This is a genomic window from Limnohabitans sp. Rim28, from assembly GCF_000293865.2.
Classification (GTDB): Bacteria; Pseudomonadota; Gammaproteobacteria; order Burkholderiales; family Burkholderiaceae_C; genus Limnohabitans_A.
In genome coordinates this window covers 510635-529381 of sequence record NZ_ALKN02000001.1, presented here as the reverse complement: position 1 = coordinate 529381, position 18747 = coordinate 510635, and the positions used below count along the sequence as shown (strand labels likewise).

The window sequence follows — 18747 nt, the reverse complement described above, 5'->3', positions numbered from 1 at the left end:
TTTAAAAAAAACTGATTTCAACAACAAAAAAGCCTCCCGACTTTGCAGTCGGGAGGCTTTTGGTGGTGCTGAACTGTGCGGTTTTACATCGTGTCGATGAAGCTGCGCAGCTTGTCTGAGCGGCTGGGGTGCTTGAGCTTGCGCAGCGCCTTGGCTTCTATTTGACGGATGCGTTCGCGGGTCACGTCAAACTGCTTGCCCACTTCTTCCAGGGTGTGGTCGGTGGACATCTCGATGCCAAAACGCATGCGCAGCACTTTGGCTTCGCGGGGTGTCAGGCTGTCCAGAATGTCCTTGACCACATCGCGCAAGCCCGCTTGCAGCGCCGCGTCCATGGGGGCGGTGTGGGTGTTGTCTTCGATGAAGTCGCCCAGATGGCTGTCGTCATCGTCACCGATCGGCGTTTCCATGGAAATCGGCTCCTTGGCGATTTTCATGATTTTGCGGATCTTGTCCTCCGGAATCTCCATCTTCTCGGCCAGGATGGAGGCATCGGGCTCAAAGCCAAATTCCTGCAGGTGCTGACGCGAGATGCGGTTCATCTTGTTGATGGTCTCGATCATGTGCACCGGGATGCGGATGGTGCGCGCCTGGTCCGCGATCGAGCGGGTGATGGCCTGACGGATCCACCAAGTGGCATAGGTTGAGAACTTGTAGCCCCGGCGGTATTCGAATTTGTCCACCGCCTTCATCAAACCGATGTTGCCTTCCTGGATCAGGTCGAGGAATTGCAGGCCGCGGTTGGTGTACTTTTTGGCGATCGAGATGACCAGACGCAGGTTGGCCTCGATCATCTCTTTCTTGGCATCACGCGATGAGCGCTCACCGGCGTTCATGCGCTTGTTGATGTCTTTCAGCTCATCGAGCGGCACCACCACTTGCGATTGCAAGTCAGTCAATTTTTGCTGCAGGTCTTGCACCGGCGGGATGTTGCGGCCCATGACCGCGCTCCAGCTCTTGCCCGCAGTGGCTTGTTTTTCAATCCACTTGAGGTTCAGCAGGTTGGACGGAATGCGTTTGCCGTTCTTGTCACGGCCACTGAAGTCGGCAATGAAGTTGTCTTGCGGGTAGCCACATTTGTCCACGATGATGCGGCGCAATTCGCGCTCTTTTTTGCGCACGTCGTCGACCTGGCCACGCACCATGTCGCACAACTTTTCAATGGTTTTGGCCGTGAAGCGGATGGTCATCAGCTCTTCAGACAGGGCCGATTGCACCTTGATGTAAGCCGGCGTGCCCCAGCCTTCTTTGTCGTACACCTTGTGCACTTTTTCGAAGTACTCGGTGATGCGGTCAAAGCGTTCGAGGGCTTGGACTTTGAGCTCTTCAAGCTTCTTGGTCAGGGCTTTGGAGCCCCCTTTGCCATCGTCGTCATCGGCTTCGTCGAATTCGTCGAAGTCTTCTTCGGCCACGTAGTCATCGGCTTCGTTCAGGTTGGCAAAGCCGTCCACCACGGTGGAGATGACGATCTTGCCTTCGCGGATTTCGTTGGCCAGGCGCAGGATTTCGGCGATGGTGGCTGGCGAAGCGCTGATCGCGGCCATCATGTCCATCAAGCCGCCTTCGATGCGCTTGGCGATTTCAATTTCGCCTTCGCGTGTCAGCAGTTCCACGGTGCCCATTTCGCGCATGTACATGCGAACTGGGTCGGTGGTGCGGCCGAATTCGCTGTCCACGGTGGACAGGGCGGCTTCTGCCGCTTCTTCGGCTTCTTCTTCGGTCGAGCCTGTGGGCGCGTTGTCGGTGATGATCAGGCTCTCGGCGTCGGGCGTTTGCTCGTACACCGCCACGCCCAGGTCGTTCAGGGTGGCAATCACCACTTCCAGGGTTTCGGCATCGACCAATTTGTCGGGCAAGTGGTCACTGATCTCACCATTGGTGAGGTAGCCGCGTGTCTTGCCCAGCTTGATCAGGGCTTTCAGACGGTCGCGGCGCTGCTTCATCTCGGCTTCGGTCAAGACGGTTTCGTCCAGACCAAATTCTTTCATCAAGGCGCGTTCTTTGGCCTTGCTGATCTTCATGCGCAGGGGCTTGACCTTTTCGCCGGTCTCGGACACGTTGTCGGCGACAGGTTCGCCTTGCAAGTCTTCTTCGAGGGCAGCGAGCTCCAACTCTTCTTCAATGCTGGGTTCGGCGATGCTGCCTTTCTTTTTGGGGCCACGTTTGGCGCCGGTCGTTGTTTTGGCCGGTGGTGCTTTGGAGGCTGCTGGCTTTTTCGCTTCTGCGGGTGCAGAGGCCTTGGCCGCTTTGGTCGGTTTTTTCACTTCTGCTGCGGGCGCTGTCGCTTTGACTTTGGCGGCAGGTGTTTTTTCAATGGCTTCAGATTTCTTGGCGGGCACGGATGCAGCTTTCTTCACAGGCTTGACAGGCGTCGCCGGTTTTGCCGTTGTTTTGGGCTTGCTGGGGATGGCTTTGGCTGCCGGTTTTGCTGCGGGTTTCGCAGCAACTTTGGCAGGCGCTTTGGCCTTGCTCACCACGGGGGCGGGCTTTTTGGCCGGTGCTTTAGCGATCACTTTGCTGGCTGCTTTGGGCACAGCGGCAGGCGCGGGTGCTTTTTTGGCAGCGGTAGCTTTGACAACGGTTTTGGATTTGGCAGCGGCCTGGGCAGGCTTCTTCGAATTTTGAGCAGGCATGAACGAACACCTCAGAACATCAAAACAAACAAGGAAACGGACACAGTCAGCGCCAAATACATCCCGGCGCGGGCGTGGGTTTAAGACACAGATCAAAGCCTATTTGGGCATCCGATCTGCAATGGCAAGATGTTGGGCGAACATTTGGTGTGCAGTCCTTGCGGAACGGTGACCGGCCCACATGGGGGCATCGCGCTGATGGCGTTGGTCTAGCCGGAGGTGCTGCTGTCGCTCTTGCCGAAAAAAATGGATTATACCTAAAGGTCAGCTTTATTCCGAAGGAAAGAGGGCGTTTGATGGGCTAGGCCATGCCGAATTCGCCAGGATTTCCTTCAAAAGGGGCCCCAAGGCCGCCGAAGGCCGTCTGTTTTCAAAAAAGACTTCAGGGCTTGGGCCGAATGGCCGTTTTGGGACGGAACGCCTTGCAAATGTCGTCCCGGGTTTCCATGTAAGGGCCGCCAATCAAGTCGACGCAATAGGGCACGGCCGAAAAAATGCCGTGCACCACGGCTTTGCCGTCGGCGTCTTTCAGGCCTTCCAGCGTCTCAGCAATCGATTTGGGTTGGCCCGGCAGGTTGATGATCAGGCTCTGGCCCCGGATGACGGCAACCTGGCGCGACAGGATCGCGGTCGGCACAAACTTCAGGCTGATCTGGCGCATTTGTTCGCCAAATCCGGGCATTTCCTTGTCGGCCACAGCCAGTGTGGCTTCGGGCGTCACATCGCGCAGGGCAGGGCCTGTGCCGCCGGTGGTGAGCACCAAGCTGCAACCGGCATCGACCAGCTCGATCAAGGTGGCGCTGATGCGGTCTTTCTCGTCGGGGATCAAGCGGGGCTCGAAGCGGATGGGGTTGTGCAAGGCTTGGGTCAACCAGTCTTGCAGTGCGGGCAGGCCCTTGTCTTCGTACACACCGGTGCTGGCCCGGTCGCTGATGGAGACGATGCCGATTTTGACCGGATCAAAGGGGGATTCACGCATCTTCAGACGCCTCTTCAGGGTTCTCGTCGCTTTGACCGCCCGTGAGCACGCTGCGCACCAGCTTGAACAATTCGCGGTAGGCGCGACCTTGTCTTGGGGCCAAGCCTTGTGAGACTGCGGCATTGGTCAAGGGCACCGCGTCTTTGCGGGCTTGGCGAACCAAGGCCCGAAGTTGCTGGATGTCGGTTTGGGGGTGGTGTGCCAGCCATTCACCCACAGCCGCGTCGTCGGCGATCAGGCGGTCGCGCCAGGCCTCGGCCAAGTGCAGGGCTTGGGTGTCTTTGGCGCTGCCCAAGCGTTGGATGTCGAGTGCTTCACGCACGGCTTGCAAGGTCTCGGGGCTGAGCAATCGCATTTGCTTGCCGATGAACTGCATCTGGCGGCGCTTGCCTTCAAAGTTGGTGATGCGCTTGGCTTCGGCCAAGCCATCGACCAGTTTGTCGGGCAGGGCCAGGCCTTCCATCAGGTCCCGGCGCAGGGTGAGCAGATCGGTGCCCAAATCTTGCAGTTCGGTGCTTTCACGTTTGAGTTCAGTGCGGCTGGGGCCGTCCAGGCCACCTTTGAGCTCGCGCTTGTACTCCAGGTCGAGTTCGCTGCCTTCGGCAACAAACTGACCCCGGACGAAATAGCCTTTTTTGGGTTTACGGGACATGACTGGGGGAACTCGTTTTCAGATGCAGCGCAGGGGCTGGGTGGCAAGTATCATAGCGGCCACTGCGGGCCTGGCGCCCGCCATTTTTTTCGAGAGCCTCTTCGTGAAAATTTCCGTGAAAAAAAGCACCACTGCCTCCAATGCGAAAGCCCATGATGGTTTCAGTTACTCGCGGGATCATTTTGAAGAGCTGGTTGACACCGCTTTGGCGCACGCCAAAAAACTCGGAGCCACCAATGCAGGTGCCGAGGCTTCTGAAGGTTGCGGCCTGTCGGTCAGCGTGCGCAAGGGCGAACTCGAAAACGTAGAGCGCAACCGCGACAAGTCCTTGGGCGTGACGGTCTATGTGGACCACCGCCGGGGCAATGCCAGCACTTCGGACTTTTCCAAAGCCGCCATCCAGCGCACGGTGCAAGCGGCCTATGACATTGCCCGCTTCACGGCCGAGGACCCGACGGCCGGTCTGCCGGACGAAGCCGATATCGAGACCAAGCACCGCGATCTGGATTTGTTCCACCCTTGGCGCATCAACAGCGAGGAGGCCGCTCGCATTGCTTTGCAATGCGAAGCTGCTGCGCTCAAAACCAGCCGCCGCATCACCAACAGCGACGGCGCTGCCGTGTCGGCCCAGCAAAGCCATTTTTTCAGCGCCCACACGCATGGCTTTCGGGGCGGTTATGCCAGCTCGCGCCACAGCGTGTCCGTCGCGCCCATCGCCAAGTTGCCCGGTCGCAACGCCGAGATGCAGCGCGACGCTTGGTACACCTCGATGCGCTCGGCCGATGAGTTGGCCTCGGTCGAGGCCGTGGGCCGATACGCTGCTGAGCGCGCCTTGTCGCGCTTGGGGGCACGAAAAATCGCTACCACCGAATGTCCGGTCTTGTTCGAGTCGCCCGTGGCTGCAGGCTTGCTGGGGGGATTTGTGCAGGCTGTGAGCGGCGGTGCCCTGTACCGCAAAAGCAGCTTTTTGCTCGACTCCTTGGGCAAAAAAGTGTTCCCCAAGCACATCGATATCGAAGAGGACCCGTTTGTGATGCGCGGCAAAGGCAGCTCACCCTTTGACGACGAGGGCGTGCGCTCGGCGCGCCGCCAAGTGGTCAAGGGCGGACGTGTTGAAGGCTATTTTTTGAGCAGTTATTCGGCCCGCAAACTCGGCATGAAGACCACGGGCAATTCGGGCGGTTCGCACAACCTGTCCATGACTTCGCGCCTGACACAACCGGGTGACGATCTGAACGCCATGTTGCAAAAATTGGGCACAGGCTTGTTTGTGATCGAGTTGATGGGGCAGGGTGTGAACTACGTGACGGGTGACTACTCGCGCGGGGCCAGTGGCTTTTGGGTCGAAAACGGGCAGATCGCTTACCCGGTGCATGAGATCACCATCGCGGGCAACCTGAAAGACATGTTCATGGGCATCGAGGCCGTGGGCGCTGACGCTTACAACATGGGCGCCAAATCCACCGGCTCCATCTTGGTCAACCGCATGAAGTTGGCGGGCAGTTAAGCCCTGCTGCGTTGTGCAGGCTGAACTCTTGGCGGCGCTGGCCGCTTTGTCTTGGGCGGTGGGCAGTTTGTTTTCGGCTGCGGCCTCCAGCCGTATGGGGGCCTTTGCGTTCACCCGCTGGCGCTTGTTTTTTGCCCTGACCCTGCTGTGGGCCATGGCGCTGCTCACCGGTCAATGGCGCAGCCTGGATGCTTCGAGCGTGGCCTTGCTGGCCTTGTCGGGTTTGATCGGCATCTTCATTGGTGACACGGCGCTGTTTGCCTGCATGAACCGGCTGGGGCCGCGCCGAAGTGGCGTGCTCTTTGCCACGCACGCCATTTTTTCCACCTTGCTGGCTTGGTTGTTTTTAGGTGAAACCTTGTGGGGTTGGACCTTGGTGGGCGGCAGCTTGCTGGTGTCGGGCGTGATGGTGGCGATTGTGTGGGGTCGCCGCGAGAGCGAAACCCATGCTTGGGAAAACACCCAAGGCAGTTTGCTGACCGGGGTTTTGTTGGGCCTGCTGGCGGCCATGTGTCAGTCGGTCGCCACCTTGATGATCAAGCCTTTGATGGCCTCCGGGGTGGATGCCGTATCGGCCTCTGCGGTGCGTACTTCGGCCAGTTTCTTGGCGCACTTGGCGCTGCTGTGGGCCGGGGCTCAAGTGGCCAAAGTGCAAAACCCGCTGGATGCGAAGACCTTGTTCAACACCTGGGCCAGTGCGGCAGTGGCCATGGCGCTGGGCATGACCTTGATCTTGCAGGCGCTGCACACAGGCCAAGCCAATTTGGTGGGCATTTTCTCGTCACTCACCCCCATCTTGCTGTTGCCGCTGCTGTGGGGGGTGTACCGCCGCCGTCCGGCCTGGGGGGCTTGGGGTGGGGCGGTGTTGGCCGTGGCCGGCGCTGCGCTGATCTTGCAAGCCTGAAGCCCTGACTCCAGGCTTGAAGTAGCGGTCTCCGGCCGCGATCAGCCCGCCAAAGCCGCCTTGACCGCAGCCGATACCTGACCCATGTCGGCCTTGCCTGCCAACTGGGCTTTGACCGCGCCCATCACCTTGCCCATGTCGCCTGGCCCCTTGGCACCCAACGCGGCCACGATGGCCTGCACGGCCGCAGTGACTTCTTCGGCCGACATGCGCGCAGGCAGGTAAGCCAACAACACGGCCATTTCGGCTTTTTCTTTGTCGGCCAGGTCCTGGCGGGCGGCTTGTTCAAAAGCGGCGATCGAGTCTTTGCGCTGTTTGATGAGCTTGTCCACAATGGCCACCACGGCCACATCGTCCAACTCGATGCGCTCATCCACTTCCTTTTGCTTCATGGCCGCAAGCAGCAAGCGGATGGTGCCCAGGCGCTCAGCGTCTTTGGCCCGCATGGCGGTTTTCATGTCTTCGGTGATTTGTGCTTTCAGGCTCATGAGAGGCTCCTGCAACGGGGTTTCAACAAAAAAGGAAATCAAGAAACAACAAAGCCCGCCTGAGCGTCCTCCAGCGGGCTTGTTTGCAGACCTTTCAGGTCATACAAAACCGAAGATCAATACATCTTCTTGGGCAATTGCATGCTGCGCACACGCTTGTAGTGGCGCTTGACGGCAGCCGACTTCTTGCGCTTGCGCTCGGTGGTGGGCTTCTCGTAAAACTCGCGGGCACGCAGATCGGTCAGCAGGCCGAGTTTTTCGATGGTGCGCTTGAAGCGACGCAGGGCGACGTCAAACGGCTCGTTTTCTTTCACGCGGATGGTGGTCATTGAATCAAAGTTTCCAAAAATGTGCCGGCTGAACAAGCAAGGGAGATCGGGCCCTTGAAAGCCAGTTTCGGCGGATCCCCGTCACGAACTAGTATTTGGCAGACGGGGGTTTGCCAGCAAAGCCTGAGATTATAGCCATGAAATCCCAAATTTCAGGCGCTGTTGGCCTCTGAACGGGGTAAAGCACCCACTGCCAGGGCCTCTGCGCAGGCATGGCCACTGGCCCAAGCCCATTGGAAGTTGTAGCCGCCCAACCAACCTGTCACGTCCATCACTTCGCCAATGAAGTAGAGGCCATGCTGTTTGGACTCCATGGTTTGCGAGGACACATCGCGCGTGTCCACCCCGCCCAGCGTGACTTCAGCCTTTTTGTAGCCTTCGCTGCCCGTGGGGGTGAGTTGCCAGTTCGACAGTGCCTCGGCCAATTTGTTCAGGGCTTTGTCGGGCACATCGGCCGCAGTGCGCTGCAAGGCCGGCTCTTGGCTCACCCAGGCATCGGCCAGCCGGCTGGGCACGAGGGTGGCCAGCTCGTTGCCCAGCAGCTTTTTGGAGCGCAGCTTGGCTTCTTGCAAACGCCCAGTCAGGTCGACCTCGGGGGCCAGATTCAGCCGTATCGGTGTGCCTTCTTGCCAATAGCTGGAAATTTGCAACACGCCCGGCCCCGACAGGCCCCGGTGCGTGAACAACAGGTCTTCGTCAAAGTGCATGCGGCTCTTCTTTTCGCCTGTCTCGATGCCCACAGGCAATGCGAGTCCGGCGAGTTGGGCATACGGGGCCCAAGCATCCCCGTCAAAGGTCAAAGGCACCAAACCCGGGCGGCGCTCCACCAAGCGCAGGCCGAACTGGCTGGCGATGCGGTAACCCCAGTCGCTGGCGCCGATTTTAGGAATGGACAAACCCCCTGTGGCCACCACCAAAGACGTGGTCTGCAAAGGGCCTTCGCTGGTGACCAGCGTGTAACGGGACTTTGCCCCCGAAGGTGCAGGCTCACCTGACTCGGCATGCACCGACTTCACGCTGCTCCCCGAACGAATTTCCACGCCACCTGCGGCGCATTCGGCCAGCAGCATGCGGATGATGTCTTCGGCCGAGTGGTCGCAAAACAGCTGGCCTTTGTGTTTTTCGTGGAAAGCGATGCCGTGCTGTTGCACCAGATCGATGAAGTCTTGCGGCGTGAAGCGCGACAGGGCCGAGCGGCAAAAGTGCGGGTTCTGGCTGATGAAGTGCTTTTGTGGCGCCGAAGCATCGAGCAAACGGTTGGTGAAATTGCAGCGCCCGCCACCCGAGATGCGGATCTTTTCGGCAATTTTGTCGCTGTGGTCGATGAGCAGCACCTTCAGCCCGCGTTGGCCCGCCACGCCCGCGCAAAACAAACCGGCAGCCCCGGCCCCCACGATCACCACATCCCATGTACTCATGGGGTCAGAGTTTAGCTGGGTTGTCAGTCGATCATGCGCATACAATGCGCACAGAAGGAGCGTGCGCTATGTCTGCTTTTGATTCCCTCGCCAAAAAACCTGTCAACCTCTCGCTCAACGAAGCGCTGGTGCAAGAGTCCCGCGCCTATTGCGGCAATCTTTCGGCCAAGGTCGAAGAAATGCTGCAGGCGTATGTGCTGTCTGAAAGGCAGGCACGCCAGAAGCACCGTGAGCAGGCGCAACGGGCCGTGGCCGAATGGAATGCCCTGCATGACGCGTCTGGTTCGTACGCCGATGGGCACTCTACGCTGTAAGCCGCATCGGAGCCCTTCATGCCGCAATACGACGTTCACCTGAACCCTGGCCCGATGCGCGAGGCGGTTCCCATGGTGGTGCTGGTGCAGTCTTCGCTGTTCGACGGCTACCGTCGCCGAGTCGTGGTACCACTGGTGCTCCGCTCGGCCTTGCCAGCAGGGGCCAAAGTGTCCGGTACCCGCATGAATCCGGTGTTCAAAATCAAGGGTCAGACCGTGGTGCTGCACCCACTGGACATGGTGTCGGTGGCCAGCGAGCAGCTCGGTCCGTGTGTCGGCAGTCTGGCCGATCAGGGGCCGGTGATCGCCGATGCCCTCGATGAGCTGCTGACGCGCAGCTGGGGCTGAACTCAGGCGGCTTTTTGGGCGGTCTGTGGCTGTGCAGTCCAAGCCCGGGCCCCTTGCACCACATCGCCCACCACGATGATGCTGGGGCTTTCCAGTTGTTCGCGTTGAACGGTGTGCACCAGTTCACCCAGTGTGGTCAGGGCCTCGCGCTGCGTGGGCAAGCTGGCGTTTTGCACCACGGCCACAGGCGTTTGGGCAGGCAAGCCGCTGAGCAAGCCTTGGCCGATGTGCTCGAGGCTGCTCACGCCCATGTAAATGACCAGCGTGAGTTTGGCCTGCCTTGCGGTGGCCGCCAGTTGGGGCCAGTCGGTGCCGCTGTCACCCGGTTTGGCGTGGCCTGTGACGAACACCACACCGTGGGCATGTTCACGGTGCGTCAGCGGAGCGCCCAAGCTGCTCAGGCCCGCCAGGCCTGAAGTGATGCCATTGACCACGTCCACGTCAATGCCGGCTTGGCGCAGGTGCTCGACTTCTTCGCCGCCCCGGCCAAAGATGAAAGGGTCGCCGCCCTTGAGGCGCACCACGCGTTCTCCCTCGTGCACGGCGTTGATCATCAGTTTGTCGATGAAGCCCTGCGGCGTGCTTTGGCAACCACCGCGCTTGCCCACATGGACAATGCGTGCGGTGGGTGAGGCGTGGGACAGCACGGCGTCGTTGACCAAGTCGTCGACCAGCAAGACAGTGGCACTGGCAATCGCTTTGACGGCTTTGAGGGTCAGCAGTTCTGGGTCGCCGGGTCCGGCGCCGACCAAAGTGCAGCGGTAGGCAAAGTGAGGGCTCATGTCCGTTCAAAAATCAGATCAGAAAATCAATGGATCCAATTTTCTGATCTAACAATGCGGCCACCAAATACTTTATTGGCATAAAGCAAATGACGCCGTTCGCCGGCCTGCCCAGCTGGGGCGACCTTCAGGCGGCGTGCATGCCGTGTTCCTCTTTCAAGGTCTTGCACGCTGGCGAGGTCCAAAACGCCAACAAATCCCGCACCGCTTGGGCCTGGGCGCTGGTCGCGGCCACTGAGCCCGAAAACGTGGTGGTGATTTGCACCGCATCAGGCAGGGGGCCGAGCACGGTGATGCCCGCGACCCCACGCATCTCGCTCAGCTGCTGAAAGCCCAAGGCGACTTCGCCTTGGGCAATCAGCGCGCCCACAGGGACGCCCGGTTTGGCTTGCACGATGCGGTCTTTGATCTGTTCAGTGATGCCCCATGCCTCAAACTGTTTGGCCAGTTGCACGCCGCTGGGGCCGGTCGAATAACCCAATGTGGGGGCGGCCAAAATGGCCGCCTTGAGTGCAGCTTCGGATGAAATGTCGGGCATCGGCTGGCCTGCAGGCACGGCGACCGCCACGCCCGACAGCACCAAATCCGCCCGGCTGCCGGTCAGGACATGACCACTGGCGACAAGACGGTCGATGGCGTCGCTGGCCAGCACCACAGCGTCAAAGGCTTCGCCGGCCTGCACGCGTTTGGCGGCGTCAACCCCGCCTACCGATTCAAGCTGAACGAGGACCCCCGGGGCGTGCCTTTGGTAAAGCGCTGCCAAATCGGCCAGCAACGGTTTGGTGGCCATGGAGGAAATCAGTCGAAGTGTGGTCATGGGCAGGGCTAGGGTTGGGTGTCGTATGAACAGTGGACTGGATTATGGCCAAGCTGCGCCCAAGCGCGGTGCCCCGCTTAAACTACCCCGCATGCAAATTTTGGGCATCGAATCCTCCTGCGACGAAACCGGCGTGGCCTTGGTCAAGACCACAGGCGATGCTTTGCCGCGTCTGCTGTCTCACGCGCTGTACAGCCAGATCGAGATGCACCAGGCCTATGGCGGTGTGGTGCCCGAGTTGGCCAGCCGTGACCACATACGCCGGGTGCTGCCGCTCACCCGCCAAGTGCTGGCCGAGGCTGGGGCCACCTTGGCTGACATCGACGTGGTGGCCTACACCCGGGGCCCGGGCTTGGCCGGCGCGCTCTTGGTGGGCTCGGGTGTGGCCTGTGCGCTGGCGGCGTCTTTGGGCAAGCCTGTGTTGGGCGTGCACCATTTGGAAGGTCATTTGCTCTCGCCGTTTTTGAGCGCCGATCCACCCGAATTTCCTTTCATCGCCTTGCTGGTCTCGGGCGGTCACACGCAGCTGATGCGGGTGGACGGCGTGGGCCACTACGAATTGCTGGGCGAGACGATCGACGACGCCGCAGGCGAGGCTTTTGACAAATCGGCCAAGCTCATGGGCTTGCCTTACCCCGGTGGCCCAGGCCTGTCGCGTTTGGCCGAGCAGGGCAACCCGGCGGCTTACAAGCTGCCGCGCCCTTTGCTGCACAGCGGCGATCTGGATTTTTCTTTTGCAGGACTCAAAACGGCGGTGCTCACCCAGAGCCAAAAAATCGGCCCCGCCGCCCACACCGAAGGCGCGCCTGAGCGTGCCGACTTGGCCGCATCCACGCAGGCCGCGATTGTCGAAGTGCTGGTGAAAAAATCGATGACCGCGCTCAAAACCAGTGGCATGAAGCGCTTGGTGGTGGCCGGTGGCGTGGGGGCCAACCGCGAACTGCGTGCGCAGCTCAACGCCGCTTGCGCCAAAGCGCAAGTGCGCGTGCACTACCCCGAGCTGGACCTGTGCACCGACAACGGCGCCATGATCGCCATGGCCGCTGCCATGCGCTTGCAAGCCGGAGCGCAACAGGCCGAGGCGCGTTACAGCTTCGACGTGAAGCCACGCTGGCCCCTGCACGAGCTGGTCGGTCCTTGAGGCATCACAACGCGCGCTGAACAAGCCCTGTTGGAATGCGGGTTAACCCTAGTCTGCGCGCTTCGACTGGTTAAACTCCGCTTCTTTTTTGTGTGGGCCGGTTCACGGTCCTTTTTTTCATGCGTTCACTGCCTTTTTTTTCGCGCCGCACCTGGCTGGCTGGTTTGACGGCCTTGTGCTTTGTTCCCGTTCTAGCCCATGCCCAGGCCCAGTCCCCCACGCCCTTCAAACTCGCTCTGATCGAAGGCCTGAGCGGTCCGTTTGCCAACACCGGCGAAGCGGTGGTGCGCAACATGGCTTGGGCGGTCGAACGGGTGAATGCGCGCGGCGGCGTCAAAACGGCTCAGGGTGCACGTCCGATGGTGCTGGAGCGTTACGACAGCAAAGGTCAAAGTGAAGAGGCTTTGTCGGCCCTCAAGTCGGCGATCGACGACGGCGCCCAAGTGATCTTGCAAGGCAACTCTTCGGCCAATGCAGCGGCCTTGATTGACGCGATCAACAAACACAACGAGCGTGAGCCGGCCAAGCGCGTGCTGTTCTTGAACTACTCGGCGGTCGACCCGATCTTGACCAACGAGAAGTGCAGCTTTTGGCATTTCCGATTTGACGCCCATGCCGACATGCGCATGGTGGCCTTGATGGCGGTGCTCAAAGGCGACACCACGGTCAAGTCGGCGTATTTGATCGGTCAGGACTACAGCTTTGGGCAAGCGGTGCTGCGTGAAGCCCGCAGGCAACTGGGGCTGCAACGGCCCGATGTGAAAATTGTGGGCGACGAACTGCACCCTTTGGGCCGTGTCAAAGACTTCTTGCCGTATGCGGCCAAAATCAAAGCCAGCGGGGCCCAAGCGGTCATCACCGGCAACTGGGGCAATGACCTGACGCTCCTGGTCAAGGCCTCGCGGGAAGCGGGTTACGAAGGCAAGTTCTACACCTTTTACGGCAACGCTTTGGGGGCACCCGCTGCCATTGGCGAATCGGGTGTCGACCGCGTGATTGCCGTGGCCGATTGGCTGCCCAACGTGCCGGGTGCCGCCAGCGAGCAGTTTTACCAGTCGTTTCGCCAGCGCTTTCCCAAGCCGTCTGAGGACTACGTGCATGTGCGCATGCAGCTGATGATCGAAGCCTTGGCCCAAGCCGTTGAACGGGCAGGGGGCACCGATCCTGTGGCCATGGCCTTGCAGCTCGAAAAAGCCCGGGTCACCATCGCTGGGCAAACCGGCTCGATGCGGGCCGAAGACCACCAATTCCAGCAGCCCTTGGTGGTGGGGGTGATGGCACGCCAGGGCACGCCCGGTGTGCCCTTCGATGTCGAGGGCTCCGGCTATGGCTTCAAGGTCGTGCGCCAGATCAAGGCCGAGCAGGCCCGCATGCCCAGCACCTGCAAGATGGTGCGCCCCAGCGGTGCATGAATTGGGCCCGGCCCAGATGACCTAGAATCCAACGTCCCATCCAAAGGGACCTTGCATCATTTTTATCAACCCGTCGCCAGGGGGGCTCTGAAAAGAGCTGAGATTGCGTCTGTCTCGACGCTGACCCTGGAACCTGATCCGGCTCATACCGGCGGAGGAAGCGCGACATGCTGTACGCCACTGCGGCCGCTGTTTTTGCGGCACTTGTCTTTTTCATCTGGGTCGCCCTGCGCGACCGCACCCCTGTGGCCAGTCTTGACGACTACCTCACCGCCAGGGGATCGCAAAACTCAACCGCTTTAGGTTTGTCATTTTTGGCATCCGGCATGGGCGCGTGGATTTTGTTTGTCCCGCCCGAGATCGGCGCGTTTGTGGGGCCCATTGCATTGGTGGGGTACGCCTTGTCTGCGGCGCTGCCGTTTTTGCTCTTGGCTTGGTTGGGACCCGCCATACGCCAACTCATGCCCCACGGTCGCACCCTTGCCGAATTTGCCCAAGAACGTTTTGGCCTGGGGCTGCGTTTGTGGGTCAGCGCCTTGTCGGTCTTGTACATGCTGTGTTTCATCACGGCCGAGTTGACCGCCATTGGGGCCATCACCGGCTTGCTGTCCGAGTTACCCGGCAGCTTGGTGATCGTGGCCGTGGCGGTCAGCACGTTGATCTACACCACCTGGGGCGGGCTGCGTGCCAGCATGGTCACCGACCGTTGGCAGGCTTGGTTGCTGTTGGCGCTGCTGGCCATTGTCATCGGTGTGACGCTGCTGAGCCTGCCCCAAAACGCCGTGACCCAACCTTGGCCTGCGGCACCGATCGAGGTGTCCCTGAACGTGGCTCTGACGCTCTTGATTGCGGTGACAGCGGCCAATATTTTTCACCAAGGTTATTGGCAGCGTGTGTGGTCGGCACGCAGCGACACCGAGTTGCGCAAAGGGGCGTTGTTGGGCGGCTTGCTCACCGTGCCGGTGATGTTGGCCATGGGCGCTTTGGGCATGCTCTGCATGGCCATGGGCAAGAACCCGGGCTCGCCGCCCATTCCCTTCTTTGCTTTGTTGTCCGATGCGCCAGCTTGGTTGGCTGTGCCCGTGTTGGTGCTGGCGGTGGCCTTGGTGGCCTCGTCGGTGGACACGCTGCAAAGCGGCATTGCTTCTTTGGTGGTCACGGCCCGGCCACAAGTTTCGCTGGGCGCTGCCCGCTGGATCACGGTGCTGCTGATGCTGCCTGTGGTGTGGGTGTCGCTGCAAGGTTTGTCGGTGCTGCGCCTTTTCTTGATTGCCGATTTGCTGTGCGCCACCGCGGTGGTGCCGGTCTTGATGGGCCTTTGGCAACGCATGACACCCACTGCGGCGGTCGCAGGCGCGGTGGCGGGTTTGTTGGGCGCCGTGTTGCCCGGCTGGGTCAGCGGGGGCAGTTTGTCTGCAGGCCTGTTGGCGGCCAGTTTCCCCACCAGCGTCCCCACGCTCGCCCCGTTTGCCGGGGCCTTGTTGGCCTCCACCGGGGTGAGTCTGCTGCTGGTTTGGCGCAAGCCACAAACGCACAAGCCCTTGGCTTGACCTGGACCCAACGCTTTTCAAGCGGGCATGCCCCCGTTTGAAAGGCGAACGTGAGGGACCGCGCCACTTTGGATGGTGATCAGGGTTTAACCCTAGTCCTGCTGTCGCCCAGGCCGCTGGTGTTTGGGGGGGTAATTGATTAGCATGCTAACCATTGCCGGTGCCACCTGGGTACCGGATGCTCAAACCTGACCGTCTGGCCCCAAATTTTGGGGTTGCCGGTCTGCACATGGAAAGCCTTGCGCGATGCAAACTGCTGAAAATTACATCCACGGTCAATGGGTCAAGGGCTATGACGCCCACAGACGGGGTGACTCGATCGACCCTGCCACCGGTGAGGTGGCGGCGCATTTTGTGGAAGCCACCTTGCCAGAAGTGGATGCAGCCATTGCCAGTGCCCGTACCGCCTTTGAGACCACCACTTGGGCTCAGCAACCCAAACTGCGTTCAGACGTGCTGCGTTTGTTTGCCGACCGTTTGGAGCAGAACAAGGCGCAAGTGGTGCAGACCTTGGTGCAACTCAATGGCAAGTTGCAGCGCGAGGCCGAGGGCGAAGTCATGGCCGGTATTTCGGAGTTGCGCTACTACGCCGGGCTGGCACGCAACCTGTTTGGCCGTGTCATCGAGATGGAGCCGAATGTGTATTCGCACATCGAGCGCGAAGCGATCGGTGTGGCTGCGATCATCGTGCCATGGAACGCCCCAGTGACGTTGTTGGTGCGCTCTTTGGCGCCGGCTCTGGCTGCAGGCTGTACGGTGGTCATCAAGGCGGCGCACCAAACGGCGCTGGTCCATGCCCAGGTGATGGCTTGTTTGGTGGTCGACGAGCGCATTCCAACAGGCGTCATCCATTCATTTGTGGAGCAGGGCAGCGAGGCCACCCAGCACCTGTGTGCGCACCCCGAGGTGGACGTCATCAGCTTCACCGGATCGACCCATGTGGGCAAGCAAATTGCCTTGTCCACCGCCAAGAACCTGACCCGCCTCTCGCTGGAGTTGGGCGGCAAAGCACCGGCCATCGTGCGGGCCGATGCCGACATTCCCGCCGCTGTGCGCGGCATCGTCAGTGGGGCTTGTGTCATGGCGGGGCAAATGTGCACGGCGATCAGCCGGGTGCTGGTGCAGGAGTCGATTGCCGCTGATTTTTCGGCCCAACTGGCGCATGCCCTGTCCAGCGTCAAGGTCGGCCCGGGTCACTTGCCGGGTTCGGCCATGGGCCCTTTGCTGGACGTGCGCAACCGGGACCGCATCTTGGGTGAAGTGCAAGCGGCCAGCCCAGACTGCCGCATAGTGTTGGCGGGCACTGTGCCCACCGATACGCCGCGCGGGGGTGCTTTCATCACGCCGAGTTTGGTGGCCACGCAAGACCTGAGCAGCCACTATGTGCAGGACGAAATTTTCGGCCCGCTCATCACTTTGGAGCATTTTGTGTCGGATGACGATGCGGTGCACCGCGCCAACGCCACCCGATACGGCTTGGCCGCTTCTGTGTGGACGCGGGATTTCCGGGCTGCCCGCAACGTGGCTCGGCGCATCAAGTTTGGCAATGTCTGGGTCAACGCCCACAACCGCTTGTTTGCCGAAATCGAAACCGGCGGCTACCGCCAAAGCGGTTTTGGGCGTTTGCATGGCGTGGAAGGCTTGAACGACTTCATGGAAACCAAGCATGTGTTCATGCCTTGCAACGATTGATGGCCCCAATGACTTCGCCGACAACCGCCCCCTCTCACAGCACCACGGCCCGCTTTTTTTTAGAAGGTTTGCAAGAAACGGGCATCCGTTATCTGTTCTCCAATTTGGGAACCGACCACGTCACCTTGATTGACGAAATGGCCCGCTTGCAGGCCGAAGGCCAGCCCATGCCTGAAGTGGTGCTGTGTCCGCACGAAAACGTGGCCATCCACATGGCGGGTGGTTATGCGGCCGTGACGGGGCAGGGGCAAGGCGTCATGGTGCACGTTGACGCAGGCACGGCCAACGCGGCCATGGGCATGCACAATTTGATGCGTGCCCGTTTGCCGGTCTTGCTCATGGCCGGCAAATCGCCCTATGCCTTGCACGCTGAAGTACCGGGTGCGCGTGACAACTATGTGCACTATGTGCAAGACCCCTTTGACATCGCTTCTTTGGTGCGCCCCTACGTCAAGTGGGAGTACAACCTGCCCTCTGGCGTGGTGGCCAAAGAGGTGGTGCGCCGCGCGCACAGTGTCATGCACACCGAGCCTGCCGGTCCGGTTTATTTGACGCTGCCGCGAGAGACCTTGATCCAGCCTTGGGCGCATGAGCAGGTCAAGTCTTACCCGGCCGAGCGTTACGGCGCTGTGCGCATGGGGGCCTTGCCTGCCGAAGCCACTTTGCAAATCGCGCGTGAACTGATGGCGGCCGATAACCCCTTGGTCATCACCTCTTATTTGGGGCGCAAGCCTGAGGCGGTTCACGCGCTCGAGGCATTGGCTCAGTTGTGTGGCATTCGCGTGGTGGAGTTCAGCCCGAGTTGCTTGTGCATATCGCGCGACTCGCCTTGCTTTTTTGGCTTCGACCCCACCCCGCTCTTGCCGCAGACCGATTGGGGTTTGTTGTTGGACATCGATGTGCCTTGGTTGCCGCACCAAACGCAAGCCCGGGAGGACACACGTTGGGTGCACATCGATGTCGACCCCATCAAGAAAGACTTTCCATCCTGGGGGTTCGCCAGCGATGTGCGCTGGCCGGCTGACTGCGCCCAAGCCTTGACAGACTTGCACAAGGCGGTTGTGGCCTTGGCCGATGAGGCTTTCTACCAGCGTGTTGCCCAGCGCATGGCCGCATGGCCTGCGCAGCACAAGCAGCGTTTGGACAAGGTGGCGGCCGCTGCCCAAGATCCAGGACAAGTGGATGCCTTGAACCCCGCTTGGGTATGCGCTCAAATTGGCTTGCAACTGCGGCCTGACGATGTGGTCATCAACGAAGCCATTCGCAACTCACCTGCGGTGTTGCAGCAAATTCCGCGCACGCAGCCGTTGAGCTTTCTGGGCGGTGCCGGTGGTGGATTGGGTTACAGCGCTGGCATGGCGCTGGGCGTCAAGCTGGCCAGGCCCCATGACCGGGTGGTGCACATTGAGGGCGATGGCGGTTTCCATTTTTCAACCCCCACATCGGTTTATGCGGTCGCACAAGCCCAAGGCTTGCCGATCTTGACCGTGGTACTGGACAACGGCGGCTGGCAAGCGGTCAAAGAAGCCGTGCTGCGCGTGCATCCCGATGGGCCCGCGGCACAGGCGGGAGATTTCCAGGCCCGACTCACAGGCCCCAAGCGTCACTTCGAACAAGTGGCCCAAGCCTTTGGTGCGCATGGTGAGCGCGTTTCTCGGCCTGAGGACTTGCCTGCGGCCATTGGCCGCTGCCTGCAAGCCTTGGACCAAGGTCGTGCGGCCTTGCTGGTGGCTTCGGTCGCCAAGATTTGATTTTCATTGCCCATCAAACAGGAGACAACC

The 18747-nt window shown here is 60.6% G+C and carries 18 protein-coding genes and 1 riboswitch; of the genes, 10 read left to right on the top strand and 8 right to left on the bottom strand.

What is annotated here, in order from left to right:
- Nucleotides 1-83: 83 nt before the first annotated feature.
- The gene (gene rpoD, locus B472_RS02515; protein WP_019428264.1) at nucleotides 84-2339 is read right to left on the bottom strand and encodes an RNA polymerase sigma factor RpoD; all 2256 of its coding nucleotides are present in this window, start codon (nucleotides 2337-2339) and stop codon (nucleotides 84-86) included.
- On the opposite strand from rpoD, the gene B472_RS17300 reads away from it, so the two are divergent.
- Nucleotides 2314-2625, top strand: coding sequence for a hypothetical protein (locus tag B472_RS17300; RefSeq protein WP_238147360.1), 312 nt, complete (start codon nucleotides 2314-2316; stop codon nucleotides 2623-2625). The two genes, rpoD and B472_RS17300, sit on opposite strands and share 26 nt — an antisense overlap.
- Before the next feature lie 390 nt (nucleotides 2626-3015).
- Here B472_RS17300 and mog read toward each other — a convergent pair whose 3' ends face one another.
- Complete coding sequence (gene mog / locus B472_RS02510; protein WP_019428262.1) at nucleotides 3016-3612, bottom strand: molybdopterin adenylyltransferase; 597 nt, start codon at nucleotides 3610-3612, stop codon at nucleotides 3016-3018.
- Nucleotides 3605-4264, bottom strand: coding sequence for a ribosome biogenesis factor YjgA (gene yjgA / locus B472_RS02505; protein WP_019428261.1), 660 nt, complete (start codon nucleotides 4262-4264; stop codon nucleotides 3605-3607). Before yjgA ends, mog begins: the two co-directional genes overlap by 8 nt.
- 22 nt (nucleotides 4265-4286) lie before the next feature.
- Here yjgA and pmbA point away from each other — a divergent pair, with 22 nt between their 5' ends.
- Entirely contained in the window at nucleotides 4287-5771 is a 1485-nt protein-coding gene (gene pmbA / locus B472_RS02500) for a metalloprotease PmbA (RefSeq protein ID WP_019428260.1), read from the top strand.
- A gap of 13 nt (nucleotides 5772-5784) precedes the next feature.
- Nucleotides 5785-6675 (top strand): DMT family transporter, encoded by an 891-nt coding sequence (locus tag B472_RS02495; RefSeq protein ID WP_019428259.1) that lies wholly within the window; start codon nucleotides 5785-5787, stop codon nucleotides 6673-6675.
- A 41-nt stretch (nucleotides 6676-6716) separates the two neighbouring features.
- On the opposite strand, the gene B472_RS02490 is transcribed toward B472_RS02495, so the two are convergent.
- The 3 genes from B472_RS02490 to B472_RS02480 all read right to left on the bottom strand — a co-directional run bounded on the left by B472_RS02490 (nucleotide 6717) and on the right by B472_RS02480 (nucleotide 8910).
- Nucleotides 6717-7163: a GatB/YqeY domain-containing protein gene (locus tag B472_RS02490; protein WP_019428258.1), complete on the bottom strand. Its 447-nt coding sequence runs from the start codon at nucleotides 7161-7163 to the stop codon at nucleotides 6717-6719.
- 116 nt (nucleotides 7164-7279) lie between these two features.
- A complete protein-coding gene (rpsU, locus tag B472_RS02485) occupies nucleotides 7280-7492 on the bottom strand; it encodes a 30S ribosomal protein S21 (RefSeq protein ID WP_019428257.1) in 213 nt (70 codons plus the stop codon).
- Nucleotides 7493-7644: 152 nt separating this feature from the next.
- Nucleotides 7645-8910, bottom strand: coding sequence for an NAD(P)/FAD-dependent oxidoreductase (locus tag B472_RS02480; RefSeq protein WP_019428256.1), 1266 nt, complete (start codon nucleotides 8908-8910; stop codon nucleotides 7645-7647).
- A 68-nt stretch (nucleotides 8911-8978) separates the two neighbouring features.
- Between B472_RS02480 and B472_RS02475 the strand changes: the two genes are divergently transcribed.
- Together B472_RS02475 and B472_RS02470 are read left to right on the top strand one after the other, a co-directional pair.
- Complete coding sequence (locus tag B472_RS02475) at nucleotides 8979-9224, top strand: type II toxin-antitoxin system CcdA family antitoxin (protein ID WP_026039794.1); 246 nt, start codon at nucleotides 8979-8981, stop codon at nucleotides 9222-9224.
- Between the two features lie 18 nt (nucleotides 9225-9242).
- Nucleotides 9243-9572 (top strand): CcdB family protein, encoded by a 330-nt coding sequence (locus tag B472_RS02470; RefSeq protein ID WP_019428254.1) that lies wholly within the window; start codon nucleotides 9243-9245, stop codon nucleotides 9570-9572.
- A gap of 2 nt (nucleotides 9573-9574) precedes the next feature.
- On the opposite strand, the gene cobA is transcribed toward B472_RS02470, so the two are convergent.
- A complete protein-coding gene (gene cobA, locus B472_RS02465; protein ID WP_019428253.1) occupies nucleotides 9575-10354 on the bottom strand; it encodes a uroporphyrinogen-III C-methyltransferase in 780 nt (259 codons plus the stop codon).
- A gap of 127 nt (nucleotides 10355-10481) precedes the next feature.
- Nucleotides 10482-11171 carry a substrate-binding domain-containing protein gene (locus tag B472_RS02460; protein WP_040506049.1) on the bottom strand — a complete coding sequence of 230 codons (690 nt, stop codon included), beginning with the start codon at nucleotides 11169-11171 and terminating at the stop codon, nucleotides 10482-10484.
- 91 nt (nucleotides 11172-11262) lie between these two features.
- Here B472_RS02460 and tsaD point away from each other — a divergent pair, with 91 nt between their 5' ends.
- From tsaD to B472_RS02435, 5 genes are all read left to right on the top strand, one after another.
- A complete protein-coding gene (gene tsaD / locus B472_RS02455) occupies nucleotides 11263-12312 on the top strand; it encodes a tRNA (adenosine(37)-N6)-threonylcarbamoyltransferase complex transferase subunit TsaD (RefSeq protein WP_026039793.1) in 1050 nt (349 codons plus the stop codon).
- Nucleotides 12313-12431: 119 nt separating this feature from the next.
- Nucleotides 12432-13724 (top strand): branched-chain amino acid ABC transporter substrate-binding protein, encoded by a 1293-nt coding sequence (locus B472_RS02450; protein WP_019428250.1) that lies wholly within the window; start codon nucleotides 12432-12434, stop codon nucleotides 13722-13724.
- A 68-nt stretch (nucleotides 13725-13792) separates the two neighbouring features.
- Nucleotides 13793-13902, top strand: a riboswitch (TPP riboswitch).
- Nucleotides 13892-15274 (top strand): hypothetical protein, encoded by a 1383-nt coding sequence (locus B472_RS02445; protein WP_019428249.1) that lies wholly within the window; start codon nucleotides 13892-13894, stop codon nucleotides 15272-15274. (Overlaps the previous riboswitch by 11 nt.)
- A gap of 246 nt (nucleotides 15275-15520) precedes the next feature.
- Nucleotides 15521-16966 carry an aldehyde dehydrogenase family protein gene (locus B472_RS02440; RefSeq protein WP_019428248.1) on the top strand — a complete coding sequence of 482 codons (1446 nt, stop codon included), beginning with the start codon at nucleotides 15521-15523 and terminating at the stop codon, nucleotides 16964-16966.
- An 8-nt stretch (nucleotides 16967-16974) separates the two neighbouring features.
- Entirely contained in the window at nucleotides 16975-18717 is a 1743-nt protein-coding gene (locus tag B472_RS02435; RefSeq protein ID WP_019428247.1) for a thiamine pyrophosphate-requiring protein, read from the top strand.
- Nucleotides 18718-18747: the final 30 nt, after the last annotated feature.